The following is a 15,400-nucleotide window of genomic DNA, read 5'->3' on the forward strand; positions in this document are numbered from 1 at the left end:
GAGGCGCTTGGGAGCTCGGACGAAGCGCACGCGGCGGTGGGCCGCCTCGACGTGTTCGCCTCTCGACTAGTCCTCGTCCGCATAGGATGGTGGCCGTGAACGAGGTTGCGAACGGGAAGTCCCACACGTCCACGCCTGCGGTGCTGGGAGCGCTGCTCTACGTCGCCGCGAAGGAGCACGGCATGGTCGCCGAGGTGACCACGGCGAGGGACGGTTCCGCCCCGAACACGGAGACCTCCTCACTGAGCGCCGACGACCGGGAGATCCTCGCCGAGGTGGAGGCCTCCCTCCGCAGCCAAGCCCGTGCCGACGAGTCCGCAGCAGCGATGATCGCCGAGGTGACGCGATCGATCACAGCCCTGCGCGCGCGAAGCGAGCCGGTGGCCTTGTCGGCGGCACGTTACGAAGCGCGCAGGACCGCGATCCTCACGGACCTCGGCGCGACCTCCACCAAGGGGGCGAGCATCTGGCCGCCGACGAGCCAGACCGCCATCCAGCGATTCGGCTCGTGGAACGCCGCGCTGGGAGCCGCCGGACTGGCGACGAGCGCTGCCGGCCGCGCGAAGGGCCAGCTGCGCTTCGACGCGGACGCCTACGCTCGGACGATGACGGCATTCGTCGCCGATTGCGGGAAGCGGGGGGTCGCTGCGACCTACAAGGAGTACGGTGCCTTCGCCGCCGAGCGCAAGGGCGAGGTGCCCTCGGCCGCGGCGGTGCGGAAGTTCTACGGAAGCTGGAAGCAGGCGCTCGCTTCGGCGGACTGAACCAGAAGGGTGCTGCTGCACATCCTCTGAAGGATTTCCCGGTACCTCAGGGTCGATTCTGCGGTGGAAAATCGACCCTGACGTACCTGGCTTTCGACCTCACCGCTCAGGGGAGCGGGGATCCCACAGCAGGGTGTCGGCGTCGACTTCGTAGGCCTTGCCGTCGGGGAACGAGACGAGCTCGAACTGCATGTCCCACGGGGAGAGGAAGTAGACCCAGCGTTGGCCCCTGCTCGCACCGCTGCTCGCGGTCGGCTCGCCGAGCACGCGCTCGAGTATTCCCAGAGACTCCCGGATCGGGGTCCGACTGACGCGGATCCCCACGGCAGAGCTCGGCCGGAAGAAGTGACGAGCTGCGGGAGCACGTCCGCCTGGCGCGGTTGCGCTCCCGGACGGACGGTGTCAGTTCCCGCGACCGACGACGACGACGGGCACCGGGGAGTTGCGGACGATCTTCGAGGCGTGGGCCCCGAGGAACAGTCGGCTCACCGGTGAGGTGCTCGCCCCGATCGTCAGCAGGTCTCCCGGTTCCCAGTCGACCTCCGCGATCGCATCGGTCCAGGAGCGACCGGCCGCGACGACGATCTCCACGGAATCGGGTTCGAGCCCCGCCGCGGACAACGTCGGCTCGATCTCGCCGCGCACGGCATCGGCCCATTCCGAGACGACGAGGTCCTCGATGCCGGGTTCGATCGACCCCCGTGCGGGAGGACGGACCGCGAAGCACACGATCCGCATCGGAATCCCGAACGGCTCGGTGCGCTCGGCGGTCTCGCGCAGCAGGGAGCTGTCACGATCGCCCCGGCCGAATGCGACGGTGACGCGGTGGACGGTCGCATCCGCCGCTGCGGTGAACCCATTGGGGGCGAAGCAGACGGGCACATCCAGGGTGCTGAGCAGTCGCCGGGCGACACTGCCGAGCGACACGACCCCGATGGGTCCGCGCGTGTTCGAACCGACCACGACGAACGATGGTTGGAGGCGCTGGGCCAGCTCCGCGACCCCGGATGAGACGGAGCGGGACTCCTCGATGAGGCTCTCGACGGCAAGACCCTCGAGGATGTCCTCGGCCCGAGCCAGTGCCTCGGCGAAGGTCCGCTTCTGCGCCGCGAGGTACTCCGCATCCCCTCCGAACGGACTGGGCGGCCACGGAGCGGGGACGATCGCCGCGGCCGTCACCGACTCCTCCGTCGAGCGGGCGAGCATCCCCGCCAGATGGGCCGCCGCGCTGCCTCGTTGACCAGTGGCGACGGTGGCGAGGACGGTCACTGCTGTGCCTCGGCGGGCTCGGGGTGCACGATGACGTGCCGGACCGGGATCCGCGGATACATCTCCTTCGCGCGATCGACGACGTCGAAACGCAACCACGCGGACCTGTCCAGCGGCAGGGTGCAGATGACGATCTGATCGGGACGGAACGACTCCACGGAATCGGTGAGGGCCCGCAGGGGACGGTAGTCGCCGAGTTCGCCGCGGACGTCGAGATTCTCGCTCTGCAGCAGCGAAACCGTGCGATCGACGCGCTCCTGAGCGGCCTGAACGGTTCGATCCCAGATGTAGACCGCACCCGAGTGCATGGCCTGACCGGTGTCGATCGGATTCGCCGGCACGCTGATGAGGTACTCGGCGTCGCCGTTCCTGTCGATGGCGCGGAGTTCGTCGAGGAGCTCCGTGCCTTCGACAGTCTCATTGGCGAGGACGAGCACGCGATGGGCATCACCTGTCGGAGCTGCCTCCGGTGTCTCGACGGGCCCGCGGTCGCGGATCCGCTTCGTCGCGAAGAAGACGACGAGCAGGACCGCCCAGGACAAGAGGCTGAGCAGCAGCTGTGAACGGGTGTCGGGGTCGAAGAGCATCTGTACGAGGACCGCCACGATCGCGAGGATGACGATGATCGACAACCCCGGGAATAGCCACATCTTCACGGTCAGCTTCGCATCGGGGGTGCGGCGACGAAGGACCACCTGGGACACGGCGATGAGCAGATAGACGAAGAGGATGACGGCGCCGGAGGAGTTGAGGAGGAACAGGAACACCTTGTCCTCCGAGATCGCCGCCGCGATCACGCAGAGGAACCCGACGACGCTCGAGCTGAGGATCGCGGCGAACGGTACCCCACGTCGACCCACCTTCATCAGGGCCACCGGCGCTTCGCGGCGGGCGGCGAGGACGAACAGCATGCGGGAGGCCGTGTAGAGGCCCGAGTTCAGGCAGGAGAGGACAGCGGTGAGCACGACGGCATTCATGATGTGGTCGGCGAACGGAATGCCCATCGTCTGGAACGCCGAGACATATGGCGAGGCCGCGAGGTTCTCCGAGTTCCAGGGGAGGATCGCGGTGAGGAGGAAGATCGAGCCGACGAAGAACACCGCGATGCGCAGGATCACGGAGTTGGTCGCCTTGGCGATCGCATGTCCGGGATCGGGTGACTCGGCGGCGGCGATGGTGGCGATCTCGGCTCCGACCATGGAGAAGATGATGACGACGCCGGCGGTGAAGATCGTGCCGACGCCGTTGGGGAAGAAGCCGCCGTGCGCCCACAGGTTGCTGAAATCCAGGCTCTGACCGGGCCAGAGCCCGAGCACGAAGAAAGTGCCGAGCGCGAGGAAGACGATGATCGCGGCGACTTTGACCCCTGCGAACCAGAACTCGAACTCGCCGAACGACGACACGGAGAACAGGTTGGTCGCCGTCATCAGTGCCATGAGGATGAGGGACAGCACCCACAGCGGCACTTCCGGCAGCCAGAACTGGATGATCTTCGCTCCAGCCACGGCTTCGAAGCCGACGACGATGACCCAGAAGTACCAGTACAGCCAGGCCGAGGAGAACCCTGCCCAGCTGCCGAGGGCCTCCCGAGCGTAGTCGGCGAAGGAGCCAGTGGAGGGGTTGGCGACGGCCATCTCGCCGAGCATCCTCATGATGAGGATGACGAGGACGCCTGTCAGGGCATAGGCGAGGAATGTCGCCGGCCCGGTTTCCCCGATCACCACACCGGAACCGACGAAGAGGCCGGCTCCGATGACCCCGCCCATCGCGATCATGGTGAGATGCCGCTGTTTCAGGCCCTTTTTGAGTTCGGTCGGTGGAGCACCCATGGCGAATCCTCGTTGATCGGTGGGGTCCATGATCGGCACTGATGTGCATGCCCGTCGGCCCTGCGGGGGAACGGGCGGCCTACATGGATTGAAGAGCGTATTGAACTATGCTCTCCATCGCCTCGGATTGTCAACAGCTGCGGATCAACCACTTCCCATGCCGCCGACGCTCTCAGCCTTCCCCGCCTGTGCCGCCGCTGTCACGGTGCCGACATCGGGCCCGGTCGTCCCATCAGGCAGACGCCCCCGGCCCCTACTCCGCGAGGCCGGCCAGGTGGGAGCCGAACCGGGCGAGGAGGCTCGTGCGCTTCGCCCCGGCCGTCTTCTCCCATGCATCGGCGACGGTGAAGATCTTGTACATCGAGCGCACGCCCAGCCAGCGGATCGGCTCGGGCTCCCATTGCCCCGAGAAGTGGTCGTTCCACGGCAGGGCCGTGAGCGGCGTCGAGGCGCCGGCGGCGCGGTCGAGCAGGGTCTTCGCGGCCAGGTGGGTCGCCGTCACCCCGTGCCCGGCATAGCCGCGGGCCACACCGATCCGCTGCGACTGGTCGAAGAAGATCCCGGCGCACCAGTCGCGGGTCACCCCGAGCGCACCCCGCCACGCATGGGCGACCTCGAAGTCGAGGTCGGGGAACAGCGAGGACAGGCGGCCCCGGAGCAGGTCGACCACCTCGGCGGGGACCTCCCCAGCACCGGGCAGACCGGACCGGAAAGCATACGGCGCTCCGCGACCGCCGATCGCGATCCGGTCGTCAGCGGTGCGCTGGGCGTAGATGAAGGTGTGCGCGGTGTCGCCGAGGCACTCCCTGCCCTCCCAGCCTATCGACGCCCAGGCGTCGGCCGGCAGCGGGTTCGTCGCGATCATCGACGAGAACACGGGGATGACCTGCCGCCCCTCGAGACCGGGCAGATCGCCGGTGACGGTGTCCGAATAGCCCTCGAGGCACACGAGGATCGTCTCCCCCGACACGGGTCCGCGGTTCGTCGCGACGGCTCCTGGGGAGATGTGCGCGGCCGCGGTGTCCTCGCAGATCGTCACCCCCCGGTCGCGGAGCACTCGGGCCAGGCCGCGGACCAGGAGTGCGGGGTCGATGCGGGCGGTGCCGGGGACGAACACTCCGCCCATCGCCTGGTCGACGTTGACCCGGGCCCTCGTCTGCTCGGCATCGAGGACCTCCATGTCCTCCGGACCGTAGCCGTACTTCTCGTTCGCCTCGACGAGCTCCTCGAGCCGGGCCATGCCGGCCTGAGTCTGCGCGACGTCGAGGTGGCCCCCGCGGACCTGATGCGCGTCGATGCCCTCTCGGTCGAGGACGTCGAGGACCTCGTCGATCGAGTCGAACAGCGCGGACTGGAACGATCGCACCGACTCGACGCCGTCGAGCCCGGCCGAACCGACGGGGCCGGTGGGATCGGCGGAGCGAGCGCGGTCGACCGCCTCGGCGAATCGCGCCCGATTGCCCGGCATCAGCGTCGACAGCCAACCACCGTTGCGTCCCGACGCCCCGTAGCCGACGTGCTTGGCCTCGATGACCGTGATCGACCACTCCGGATGGGCGCGACGTGCGTAGTAGGCCGACCACAGCCCGGTCATTCCGCCACCGACGATGACGAGATCCTGCTTCTCGGTGGGCAGGGGCACGAGCGGGGTGGGCTCGGCCGGCGACTGTGCCAGCCAGTGTGCGGCCTCACCGTTGAGGTACGACATCGGGAACTCCTGGAGAAAGGGTGAAGGGGTGTACGGATTCAGTTCTATCCCACGTCATGGGCATTGTAAACAGTCGCCGGTGACCGTCCTGTCATCTGGATACAGCGATTCGGCCCGCAGAATCCGTGCTTCCGACAACCGGATGGGACCGCCCCTGGATAGACTGGGGCCATGAGCGCAACGGAGCCGCACCCCAGTGATGAGATCGTCCTCGACACCCACTCGGTCAGCCTCGACCACGCACCGATCGAGGACTGGCAGAGCCTCGACGGAGGAAGCGACCGCCGGTCCGCGACGACGACAGGGACCGCGGAGCTCGGGCACATCGGCGGTGCCGAGTTCGGACTCTGGGAGATGAGCCGGGGCAGCATGCGCGACATCGAGGGCGACGAGGTCTTCGTCGTCCTCTCCGGCTCCGGGCGGATCGAGTTCGACGAGCCCGTCCGCGAGCCCATCGCACTGACGCCGGGAACGCTGGTGCGCCTCGGCGACGGGATGAGGACCCGCTGGTACGTCGACGGCGAACCCCTGCGCAAGCTCTACATCGCCCCCGGGGGAGAAGCCTGCTGACCGTCAGCGGGTGGTCGACTCCCGGACCTCCAGGGTGTTCTCCGGCGGATTCGGCAGGTCGTCGAGGCCGCGACCCTCTGCGATCTCGATCGCGCTCCTGACCGCGAGAACGGCGAGTTCCTCCGGTCTGAGGTCGAGGCTCGTGATCGACGGGGAGTCCGTGCGATTCTGGATCGTCCCGGACCCGGCCGCGACGAGGAGATCCTCGGGCACTCGGAGCCCGCGGGACTGGGCCGCCCTGACCACTCCGGTCGCATGCCTGCCCATGAGGCAGTAGAAGGCGTCGGGCTTCTCGCGATCGAAGTGACCGAGAATGCGCTCGCCGGCAGCCTCGCCCTCGACCTCGGGGACCGCGAGCACCAGGGTCTCCTGCCCGTGATCGCGGTACCAGCTCCGGGCCGCCTCCGTCGTGCCGAGGTTCCACTGGTTCTCATCCGTTCCCGTCACCAGGGCGATCCTCTTCGCCCCCGCCTCGGTGAGGTGGGAGTAGACGAGATCGACCTGCCGTGACGCGTCCTCGACGATCGCCGCGAATTCCTGCGGACGGGCGGGGTCCGCGCCCAGGCAGACGAACGGCTTGCGCTCATGTGCGAGGAAGCTGAGCACCGGGTCGTCGGCAACAGGCTCGGTGACGATGTAGGCGTCGGCGGTGAGGGCTCCGAAGGGTGCGCCCGGCTTGCTCGGATCATCGACGAACATGAGGGTGTAGTTGCGCTCCATCGCCGCCAGGGAGGCGGCCCCGATGATGCGGATGAAGTAGTCGACGCCGTTCGGCAGGAATGTGTCGAGGGAGGCGAGTGGACGCATGACGAGGGCGAGGATCCCCATCCTGGGCTGCTGCAGACCGCGGGCGATCTCGCTCGGGCGGTAGTTGATCTCCGCGGCGATCCGCTCGATGCGCTGGATCGTGGACGAGCTGACGTTGCCCTTGCGATTGAGCGCGTGGGACACGGTGGTGGGCGAGACTCCCGCCGCTTTTGCGAGATCGCGAATGGTCGGTCGACGGGTGGGATGCATGACGACAGGATAGCCGTTCGCCCACTGCACGGGATGCCTGCCCGGGCGCGGGGACGACGTCAACCAAAACGGTTGACGTAAACCGTTTTGGTCGGTAGGGTCGTTCTCGGCGTGACTCAGTCCACAGCCGGTGCTGTCGCAGCCGACAGCTCAGGTCGCCGCCATCGGAACCGCGGGAGCGACGTCCCGCGCCGACGGCGGCTGGTGGACACGGCGCCCTGGGCTGACATCAACGAGGAGAGACATGACCCTGACGACGGTCGAACGCAAGCACCTGGTACTCACCGGAGCGACTCATCGCGAACTGGGCTCGGCACGGGGCCGCGCGCTGCGCGACGAGCTGCCTGGCGCGTATGCGAAGTACTCCGAGCTCTTCCGGCTGCTCGGCATCGATCCCGAGGCCGAAGCGGCCGCAGTGGCGACGGTGCTCGCAACTGTGGGGCGGTGGCGACCCGAGATCGTCGATGAGCTCACGGGCATCGCCGAGGCTGCCGGCCTCGACCTCGCCTGCATCGTCGCGCTCAACGCCCGCACGGAGATCCTCGCGCTGAGCCGAAAGCCGTCCCATGAGTGCTCGACGTTCTCCCGTGTCATCGACGGGAAGCGCTGCGGAGTGCAGACCTGGGACTGGCATGTCGAGCTCGACCCGTACTGGCACATTCAGTCGGTCGAGGGTCCCGGTCACCGCTTCGCCGGGCTGACCGAGCACGGGATCCTGTCGAAGATCGGCGTGAACTCGGCCGGGCTGGCCGTGCACTTCAATTTCCTCCAGCACGAGGAGGACAGCGCCGACGGGGTGCCCGTCCACCTCCTCCAGCGTGTGCTCCTGTCCGAATGCGCGAGCGTCGCCGAGGCGATCGACCTGATCCGTTCGACCCCGATCCACTCGTCCTCGGCGTTCACCCTGATCGACGCCGAGCGGGCCGCATCTGTCGAAGTGAGCCCGGTCGGGGTCTTCGTCATCGATGAGACCGAGGGGTCGGTCCTGCGGACGAACCACTTCCAGGACCCCCTCCCTCTGAGCAGGCAGAAGCCGGAGATCGACGAATCGGAATCGGTCGAACGATTCGCCCTCGTGCGTGAGCGACTCGAGGCGCACCCGCCGGCGAGCACCGCGGAGATGGTGGCGCTGCTCCAGACCGCTCCGGATCAGGCTCCTCTCACCTGCATTCCCGATATGAGCCTGGGGTTCGGCGATCGGTGGGCTTCTCTCGCGACGATCATCACCGAGCCGACCGACCGGAGGATCAGCATCCTGTCCGGCGCCCCCACCGAGCTGTCGACCGGGCAGTGGCAGGTCCTCGAGGTCGGGGAGCCGATCGCCGGCTGAGCCGCCACACCACCGCAACCGCAGCGCCGCCTCCAATACAGCATCGACCGATATCCACCCGTCCACCACCCTGACACGAGTCAATGGAGACTTCCATGAGCACGACACACCAGACACCTGGGCAGCGGCAGCGCCGATCCATCATCGGCGCCTTCGTCGGCACCTCGATCGAGTGGTACGACTTCTTCCTCTTCGGCACGGCCGCCGCCCTGGTCTTCGGCGACGTCTTCTACCCCGACCTCGCACCCGGCGCCGGCCTCCTCGCGTCCTTCGCCACCTTCTGGGTCGGATTCCTCGCCCGACCCATCGGCGGACTCGTCTTCAGCCACCTCGGCGACAAGTTCGGGCGGAAGAACACCCTCATCGCGACCCTCCTCATCATGGGAGTCTCGACGACGGGCATCGGCCTGCTGCCCGGATTCGCGACGATCGGGATGGCCGCGCCCATCCTGCTCATCGTCCTCCGCGCCACTCAGGGCCTGGCCGTCGGCGGCGAATGGGGCGGCGCCGTCGTCCTTGCCACGGAGAACGCCTCGGACAAGAAGCGCGGGCTCGCCGGCGCCTGGGTCCAGCAGGGCTCGCCGGCGGGAGCGATCCTCTCCACGCTCGCCTTCATGCTCGTCGGCCTGCTCCCCGACGAGGCGTTCCTCTCCTGGGGCTGGAGGATCCCGTTCCTCTTCTCCGCGGTTCTCGTCATCATCGCCTTCGTCATCCGCTCCAAGGTCGAGGAATCACAGGAGTTCACGAAGGTCAAGGAGCAGGGCGAGGTGCCCAAGGTGCCCGTCGCCGAGGCGTTCACCGTCGCTCCACTGCTCATCGTCTGTGGTGTCTTCGCCTCGATCGTCGGCATCGCCTCGGCGTACTTCAACAACACCTTCATGCTCTCGTGGACGACCGAGATCCTCGGCATGGACCGCGCGGTCGTCCTCAACCTCATTCTCCTCTCGGCGGTCGTCCAGTTCTTCTGGCAGCCGATCGCGGCGACGATCGCCGAGCGGATCGGCCTCCAGGCGGTGCTCATCTGGGGACTGGTCATCACCGGAGTCGGCACCCCGCCGTTCTTCATGGCGATCCAGTCGACGAACGCGACCTTCCTCGGCATCACGATCGTCATCAATACCATCGGAGCGACGGCGTACTACGCGATGCTCGCCACCGCACTCGCCGAGTCGTTTCCGGCCCGCATCCGCTACACCGGAGTGTCACTGGCCTACCAGTTGTGTGCGACGATCTTCGGCGGATCGACGCCGATCATCGCGCAGTGGCTGCTCAACTCGACCGGCAACAGCCCATGGGCGGTGATGTGGTTCTACATCGCCCAGGTCGTGCTCACGATCCTCGGCGTCATCGGCCTCGCCAAGCTGCGGCCGAAGGACGTCCACGCTCCCTCGACGGAAGGAACACTCGAATGACGATCGACAGCCTGTGGCACGGGCGGTTCTGGACCGGTGACCCCACCCACCCGGAAGCGCGCACCCTCGCCGTCCATCAGGGTCGGATCCTCGCCGTCGACGAGGTGGACGGGCTCGACGCGGCAGCCGAGTACGACCTCGGTGACGCCCGGGTCGTCCCCGGCCTCCACGACGCCCACCACCACACGATGGGCACCGGGGAGCAGCTGGCCAACGTCGACCTGCGCTACCCTGCGGTGACGAGCCTCGACGAACTCTATGAGGCGCTGCGCCGGCGGGCGGAGACCCTGCCGCCGGGCGCCTGGGTGCGCGGCAGCGGTTACGACCAGAACCGCCTCGGCGCCCATCCCACCGCCGAGGGCCTCGATGCGGTCACGGGCGGGCGTCCGGCGATCATCGAGCACGTCTCCCACCACATGATCGTCGCCAACACCCGGGCCTTCGAACTCGTCGGCGCCACTGGTCGCCTCGGCTACCCCGACGTCGCCGGCGGCAGGGTCGTCCGCGACTCCGCGGGCCGCGCCGAGGGGCTGCTCCAGGAGGCCGCCGGCGAGCTCATCCAGCTCGAGGCCGCCAAGGTCACCCAGGAGGAGGCGATCGAGAGCCTGCGGCTCGCCTCCGACCAGGCTCTCGCCTACGGGCTGACCAGCCTCACCGAGCCGGGGATCCTCGTCGGCGGGGCCATGGGCGTCAACTCCCCGGTCCTCGACACCTACCAGCGGGCGATCGAGACGAACCGGCTGCGGCCGCGGATGACGGTCATGCCCTTCCACCAGGTCCTCCACGAACTCGATCTCAACAGTGACGGCCTGCGAACCCTCGACCTCGGGGTGCGGACGGGTTTCGGCGACGATCGACTCCGCTTCGGGCCGGTGAAGATCATCTCCGACGGATCGCTCATCGGCCGGTCCGCCGCCGTCCACGACTGCTTCTGCGGCGAGCCGGAGAATCGCGGCATCATGGTCGTCGATCCCGAGGAGCTCCTCGAGCTCGTCCCCGCCTACCACCGGGCCGGCTGGACGGTGGCGACCCATGCGATCGGCGACCGCGCGATCGACCATGCCCTCGAGGCGGTCGCCGCGGCACAGTCCGCCCTGCCGCGACGGGCCCGCCATCGCATCGAGCATTTCGCCATCGCCACCGACGCCCAGGTCGCCCGAGCCGCGGAGCTCGGCGTCATCCCGGTGCCCCAGGGAGTGTTCATCTCCGAGTTCGGCGACGGCATCATCGACGCGATCGGCCCCGAGCGGGCACGCGGAACCTATCGGATGCGCTCACTGCTCGACGCCGGCATCGTCGTGCCCGGCTCGACCGACTCCCCGGTCTCCGACGCCAACCCCTTCGTCTCGATGCACGACCTCGTCAATCGGAAGACGTCCTCGGGCGCCGATTTCGCCCCGGAGGAGAAGGTCGCCATCGCCGAGGCGCTGCGGGCCTACACCTTCGGCTCGGCTCATGCGGTCGGCCGGGAGGAGCACGTCGGCACCCTGCGGGCAGGGCAGCTTGCCGATTTCGTCGCGCTCAGCCAGGACATCCTCGCCGTCGAGCCGGAGCGGATCCGGGACACGCAGGCCCGGGTCACGGTCATCGGCGGCGAGCCGGTCCACGGCGCCGAGGCAATCCCCGGCCTCCGCTGAGGTGTGTCGCGGTCCCGGGCCTGTCGTGCTCGAGGCGCCGGACCTCGCCGGGCCCGGGACCGAGCCCGGGCGACCAGGCACGCGCGGACCGTCCCGGTCTTCGCGGTCCTTCCCGGCCGTCTGGGCGCATCTGTCCGCGCCCGCGGACGGTCACGACATCGGCTGGGCCGTGGAGCCGGGTGGGAGCAGATGCGCGAGCACGCGGACTCCCGGCCCGGTGAGACGGGGCACGGCTGAAGACGTGCGTCCGGTCGTGAGCAGAAGCAGATCGACCAGGTGCCCTTCGACCACCTCGCCGCCGCCGACGTCGATGTCCGCATCGTCGGCGATCAGGCGCAGACCGCGCAGCCGGCGTCTGGCGAAGAACGGCCAGCCCATCGACCACGCATGGCGGAAGGCGGACGCCCCTCCGAGCGGACGCAGCGGATGGTCGATCCCGAGTGGTCGGGTGATGTCCTGAGCGTGAACGAGGACATCGAGGAGGCAGTTATCGCCGTTCGTCAGTGCCGGCAGGTGCCGGGACGCCGCGTCGCGGCGGAGCTCGGCGACGATCACCTCGACGGGGCGCTTGGCGTGTTCACGGGCGACGTCCCTGCCGAAGTCCCAGATGCGCCCGCGAGCCTTGACCAGGCCGCGGGCGATCGCGCCGAGCGACGGTTCGGTGGGCGTCATGGACAGGTGTGCGGCGACGTCGCGCACCCGCCATTGGGCACACAGGGACTGTGTCTCCCACTGGTCGGGGGAAAGCGTGGAGAGCAGGTCGGCGAGGCTGAGTCGTTCCGCCTCGACTTCGGACCACAGTGTCGAGTCCATCGTCGGACTTCTTTCAGTGAGCAGGTCGGTGGGAGAGTGAGGTGCTGAGACGGCGCATCCGATGATTTAGTCAGATAGTCTGACTATTATAGATCTCATCGGTGCGACTCCACAAGAGGTCGCGCGAACCCTGTTTGAATTGAATGGAGGAGAGATGACGGATGAACCAAGCCTCGGGGTGCTGGCGTTCCTCCCCTATCGGCACATGGAGCAGAGGGTGTTCGACGCGGCCGTCGCCGCCGGCTACGACATCACGCTCGCTCAGGGCCGGCTGTTCCAGCGCGTCAACGACAACGGTTCGCGACTGACCGAACTGGCCGAGTCCGCCCAGCTGACCAAGCAGAGCGCGGCCTACCTCGTCGACGAGCTCGTCTCCTCCGGATTCCTCACTCGGTCACCCGACCCCAGCGACGGGCGGGCACGGCTGATCACGATCACCGATCGCGGTCGGGAGGCGATCGCGTTCGCCCGCCGGATCGAGGCCGACGTCGAGGCGGAATGGAGGGCTCACCTCGGCGATGCCGATCTCGAGACGCTGCGGTCGATCCTGCTGCGCCTGCGGGAGATCGTCGACCCCTACGCTCCCGGGCCCGACCGGGCCGCCGGCGCGGGCTGACCGCGTGCGATGATGTGAGCCATGGCCCTTGACTACACGCTCGTGCAGCTGCGGTACTTCCAGGAGGTCGCGCGGCGGGAGAACATGACCGAGGCGGCGAAGAAGCTCAACGTCACCCAATCGGCGATCTCCACGGCGATGGCGCAGCTGGAGAGGACCCTGGGCATCGACCTGTTCATCCGGCAGAAGAACCGGGCGGTCGTGCTCTCACCGGCGGGACGACGGTTCCTGTCCGAGGTCACGACATTCCTCGACGCGTCCGAAGCCCTTGGCGAGGCGGCGCAGGGGCTCGGGCGCTCGGTGACCGGCCGCCTCACGGTCGGCGTGTTCTCGCCGATCGCGCCGGTGCGCCTGCCCCTCATCCACCAGGAGTTCGAGAAGCGCTACCCGGACGTCACCGTCAACTACTTCGAGGCGGACCTCGACACACTGCAGCGGGCCCTGCTCTCCGGCGACTGCGACATCGCGCTCATGTACACGCTCGGGCTCACCGACCGCTTCGACACCTATCTCGTCGACGTCGTCCACCCGCACGCGCTCGTCTCGCCCACGCACCGCTTCGCCGGGGGAGAGGGTGAGCCGGAGCCGATCCATCTGCGCGAGCTCGCCGAGGAGAACTACATCCAGCTCGACATGCCCTACAGCCGGCAATACTACGACGAGCTCTTCCGCATCGCCGGCGTCACCCCGAAGGTCCGTCATCGCTTCTCCGGCTACGAGACCGTGCGCTCGTTCGTCGCGATGGGGCACGGGTACACGCTGCTCAACCAGAGCGTGTCCTCGGGGACGTACATCGGCACGCGCACCGTCGACGTCCCCCTCCTCGACGACTTCCCGAGCATCGACCTCGCCCTCGTGTGGCCGGAGGGGCTGCGGCTGAGCAGGCGCGCCGAGGCGTTCTGCGAGCTGAGCAAGGAAGTGCTCGGGTCCGGCTCATAGATTCGATCAATGCCGAAGTCAACGAGTATCTGTTGGACTGATGCACTCCGGCTCCACGAGAATGGTGGCGACCTGGACGCCAGAGCAAGGGAGCTTCAATGTCCGCGACACAAGCGAATGAGTACAGGCCGACGACGAGCATGCAGAAGAAGGTGCTCCTCGGCGGCAGCATCGGTCAGTTCGTCGAGTTCTACGACTTCACCCTCTACGGGCTCTCCGCCGTCATCCTCACCGATCACTTCTTCCCCGCCGGGGACCCCGTCACAGGCCTCCTCGTCATTTTCGCGACCTTCGGTGTGGCATTCGGGATGCGGCCGCTGGGCGGACTGTTCTTCGGGGCGCTGGGCGACAAGATCGGCCGCCGGAAGACGCTGACGATCACGATCTTCCTCGTCGGCGCGTGCACCGCCCTCATCGGCATCCTGCCCGGATTCGCGACCATCGGCTGGGCCGCCCCGATCCTCCTCGTCCTGTGCCGCCTGGGCCAGGGCTTCTCCGCCGGAGGGGAGTCCGTGGGCGGGCCCTCGTTCGTCTACGAGCACGCCCCCGTCGACAAGCGCGGGATGTGGATCAACATCACCCTGGCGGCGACGGCCCTGCCGTCCGTGTGCGCCGGCGGCCTCATCCTGCTGCTCAGCTCGATGATGAGCGACGCGTCCTTCGACTCGTGGGGCTGGCGGATCCCGTTCCTTCTCGCCCTGCCGCTGTCGGGCGTGGGCCTGTGGATCCGGTCGCGCACCGAGGAGAGCGAGCTGTTCAAGGCCGTCGCCGAGGAGCGCCCCAAGGAATTCAGCCCCATCAGGGAGTCCTTCCGGGAGAACTGGAAGGGCATGCTCCAGGTCTTCTTCGTCCTCGGACTCACCGCCCTCGGCTTCTACATGCTCTCCGCCTACTTCGTCACCTACATCCAGACGACCGGCGACCTCAGCCGCGAACAGGCGCTGCTCACCAACGCCCTCGCGATGGCCAGCTACACGATCCTCCTGCCGATCTTCGGCCACCTGTCCGACCGGTTCGGCCGCAAACCGCTCCTCATCACCGGCTCCGTCCTCCTCGCGGTCTCCTCGATCCCGGCGTTCGGCCTCGTCACCAGCGGCAACCTCGGGCTCGCCTTCCTCGGGCAGACGATCTTCGTCATCTCCCTGACCTGCTACGGCGGCGGCTGCTACACCTTCTTCTGTGAGCGGTTCTCGACCAGGACCCGATTCACCTCGGCGGCCATCAGCTACAACATCTCCTACGCCGTCTTCGGCGGGACCGCACCCTTCGTCGGCACGTGGCTCGTCGAGGCGACCGGGGTCAACGCTGCCCCGGGCTGGTACATGAGCGCGATCGCCGTCGCGGTGCTCGCCCTCATCGTCATCACCCGACTGCCCGAGACCCGCGGCCGTCTCGGCTGACCCGACCCTCAGGAATGCTCTGCCGCATAGCTCATCACTTCTGGAACCAGTCATCTGTTCCGGAACAGATGACTGGTTCCACAACCGATGGGACCG

Annotated in this window: 14 protein-coding genes; 8 read left to right on the forward strand and 6 right to left on the reverse strand. The window is 67.9% G+C overall.

Translation table 11 applies throughout. From position 1 onward, the window contains the following. Positions 1 to 86 precede the first annotated feature (86 nt). Positions 87 to 764: a homing endonuclease associated repeat-containing protein gene (locus DFO65_RS12050; RefSeq protein WP_113904689.1), complete on the forward strand. Its 678-nt coding sequence runs from the start codon at positions 87 to 89 to the stop codon at positions 762 to 764. Between the two features lie 99 nt (positions 765 to 863). Here the strand turns inward: DFO65_RS12050 and DFO65_RS12055 are convergent, their stop codons facing one another. The 4 genes from DFO65_RS12055 to DFO65_RS12070 all read right to left on the reverse strand — a co-directional run bounded on the left by DFO65_RS12055 (position 864) and on the right by DFO65_RS12070 (position 5,570). Continuing rightward, positions 864 to 1,031 carry a hypothetical protein gene (locus DFO65_RS12055; protein ID WP_245940698.1) on the reverse strand — a complete coding sequence of 56 codons (168 nt, stop codon included), beginning with the start codon at positions 1,029 to 1,031 and terminating at the stop codon, positions 864 to 866. A gap of 135 nt (positions 1,032 to 1,166) precedes the next feature. Further along, on the reverse strand, positions 1,167 to 2,033 hold the full coding sequence (locus DFO65_RS12060; RefSeq protein WP_147233350.1) for a universal stress protein: 867 nt from the start codon (positions 2,031 to 2,033) through the stop codon (positions 1,167 to 1,169). Continuing rightward, complete coding sequence (locus DFO65_RS12065; RefSeq protein ID WP_113904691.1) at positions 2,030 to 3,862, reverse strand: amino acid permease; 1,833 nt, start codon at positions 3,860 to 3,862, stop codon at positions 2,030 to 2,032. Before DFO65_RS12065 ends, DFO65_RS12060 begins: the two co-directional genes overlap by 4 nt. 253 nt (positions 3,863 to 4,115) lie before the next feature. Beyond that, positions 4,116 to 5,570, reverse strand: coding sequence for an NAD(P)/FAD-dependent oxidoreductase (locus DFO65_RS12070; protein WP_113904692.1), 1,455 nt, complete (start codon positions 5,568 to 5,570; stop codon positions 4,116 to 4,118). Between the two features lie 171 nt (positions 5,571 to 5,741). Here DFO65_RS12070 and DFO65_RS12075 point away from each other — a divergent pair, with 171 nt between their 5' ends. Next, positions 5,742 to 6,140: a cupin domain-containing protein gene (locus DFO65_RS12075; protein ID WP_113904693.1), complete on the forward strand. Its 399-nt coding sequence runs from the start codon at positions 5,742 to 5,744 to the stop codon at positions 6,138 to 6,140. A gap of 3 nt (positions 6,141 to 6,143) precedes the next feature. On the opposite strand, the gene DFO65_RS12080 is transcribed toward DFO65_RS12075, so the two are convergent. Then, entirely contained in the window at positions 6,144 to 7,157 is a 1,014-nt protein-coding gene (locus DFO65_RS12080) for a LacI family DNA-binding transcriptional regulator (protein ID WP_113904803.1), read from the reverse strand. Positions 7,158 to 7,401: 244 nt separating this feature from the next. Between DFO65_RS12080 and DFO65_RS12085 the strand changes: the two genes are divergently transcribed. The 3 genes from DFO65_RS12085 (at position 7,402) to DFO65_RS12095 (ending at position 11,536) form a co-directional block, all read left to right on the forward strand. Then, complete coding sequence (locus DFO65_RS12085) at positions 7,402 to 8,487, forward strand: C45 family autoproteolytic acyltransferase/hydrolase (protein WP_113904694.1); 1,086 nt, start codon at positions 7,402 to 7,404, stop codon at positions 8,485 to 8,487. Between the two features lie 95 nt (positions 8,488 to 8,582). After that, positions 8,583 to 9,899, forward strand: coding sequence for an MFS transporter (locus DFO65_RS12090; RefSeq protein ID WP_220151315.1), 1,317 nt, complete (start codon positions 8,583 to 8,585; stop codon positions 9,897 to 9,899). Next, entirely contained in the window at positions 9,896 to 11,536 is a 1,641-nt protein-coding gene (locus DFO65_RS12095; protein WP_113904696.1) for an amidohydrolase, read from the forward strand. Before DFO65_RS12090 ends, DFO65_RS12095 begins: the two co-directional genes overlap by 4 nt. Before the next feature lie 150 nt (positions 11,537 to 11,686). Here DFO65_RS12095 and DFO65_RS12100 read toward each other — a convergent pair whose 3' ends face one another. After that, the gene (locus DFO65_RS12100; RefSeq protein WP_113904697.1) at positions 11,687 to 12,349 is read right to left on the reverse strand and encodes a maleylpyruvate isomerase family mycothiol-dependent enzyme; all 663 of its coding nucleotides are present in this window, start codon (positions 12,347 to 12,349) and stop codon (positions 11,687 to 11,689) included. Between the two features lie 154 nt (positions 12,350 to 12,503). On the opposite strand from DFO65_RS12100, the gene DFO65_RS12105 reads away from it, so the two are divergent. From DFO65_RS12105 to DFO65_RS12115, 3 genes are all read left to right on the forward strand, one after another. After that, a complete protein-coding gene (locus tag DFO65_RS12105) occupies positions 12,504 to 12,965 on the forward strand; it encodes a MarR family winged helix-turn-helix transcriptional regulator (RefSeq protein ID WP_113904698.1) in 462 nt (153 codons plus the stop codon). A 21-nt stretch (positions 12,966 to 12,986) separates the two neighbouring features. Then, entirely contained in the window at positions 12,987 to 13,904 is a 918-nt protein-coding gene (locus tag DFO65_RS12110; RefSeq protein ID WP_113904699.1) for a LysR substrate-binding domain-containing protein, read from the forward strand. 98 nt (positions 13,905 to 14,002) lie between these two features. Next, positions 14,003 to 15,304: an MFS transporter gene (locus tag DFO65_RS12115; RefSeq protein ID WP_245940700.1), complete on the forward strand. Its 1,302-nt coding sequence runs from the start codon at positions 14,003 to 14,005 to the stop codon at positions 15,302 to 15,304. The last annotated feature ends 96 nt before the right edge of the window (positions 15,305 to 15,400 follow it).

This window comes from Brevibacterium sanguinis, assembly GCF_003315415.1.
GTDB classification, from domain to species: Bacteria; Actinomycetota; Actinomycetes; order Actinomycetales; family Brevibacteriaceae; genus Brevibacterium; species Brevibacterium celere_A.

What these genes read in the sequence shown, in the direction of transcription:
- DFO65_RS12075 (WP_113904693.1), top strand. Translation starts at nt 5,742, where the DNA reads ATGAGCGCAACGGAGCCGCACCCCAGTGATGAGATCGTCCTCGACACC.
- DFO65_RS12110 (WP_113904699.1), top strand. Translation starts at nt 12,987, where the DNA reads ATGGCCCTTGACTACACGCTCGTGCAGCTGCGGTACTTCCAGGAGGTC.
- DFO65_RS12115 (WP_245940700.1), top strand. Translation starts at nt 14,003, where the DNA reads ATGTCCGCGACACAAGCGAATGAGTACAGGCCGACGACGAGCATGCAG.
- DFO65_RS12050 (WP_113904689.1), top strand. Translation starts at nt 87, where the DNA reads ATGGTGGCCGTGAACGAGGTTGCGAACGGGAAGTCCCACACGTCCACG.
- DFO65_RS12085 (WP_113904694.1), top strand. Translation starts at nt 7,402, where the DNA reads ATGACCCTGACGACGGTCGAACGCAAGCACCTGGTACTCACCGGAGCG.
- DFO65_RS12065 (WP_113904691.1), bottom strand. Translation starts at nt 3,862, where the DNA reads ATGGGTGCTCCACCGACCGAACTCAAAAAGGGCCTGAAACAGCGGCAT.
- DFO65_RS12070 (WP_113904692.1), bottom strand. Translation starts at nt 5,570, where the DNA reads ATGTCGTACCTCAACGGTGAGGCCGCACACTGGCTGGCACAGTCGCCG.
- DFO65_RS12095 (WP_113904696.1), top strand. Translation starts at nt 9,896, where the DNA reads ATGACGATCGACAGCCTGTGGCACGGGCGGTTCTGGACCGGTGACCCC.
- DFO65_RS12105 (WP_113904698.1), top strand. Translation starts at nt 12,504, where the DNA reads ATGACGGATGAACCAAGCCTCGGGGTGCTGGCGTTCCTCCCCTATCGG.
- DFO65_RS12080 (WP_113904803.1), bottom strand. Translation starts at nt 7,157, where the DNA reads ATGCATCCCACCCGTCGACCGACCATTCGCGATCTCGCAAAAGCGGCG.
- DFO65_RS12100 (WP_113904697.1), bottom strand. Translation starts at nt 12,349, where the DNA reads ATGGACTCGACACTGTGGTCCGAAGTCGAGGCGGAACGACTCAGCCTC.
- DFO65_RS12090 (WP_220151315.1), top strand. Translation starts at nt 8,583, where the DNA reads ATGAGCACGACACACCAGACACCTGGGCAGCGGCAGCGCCGATCCATC.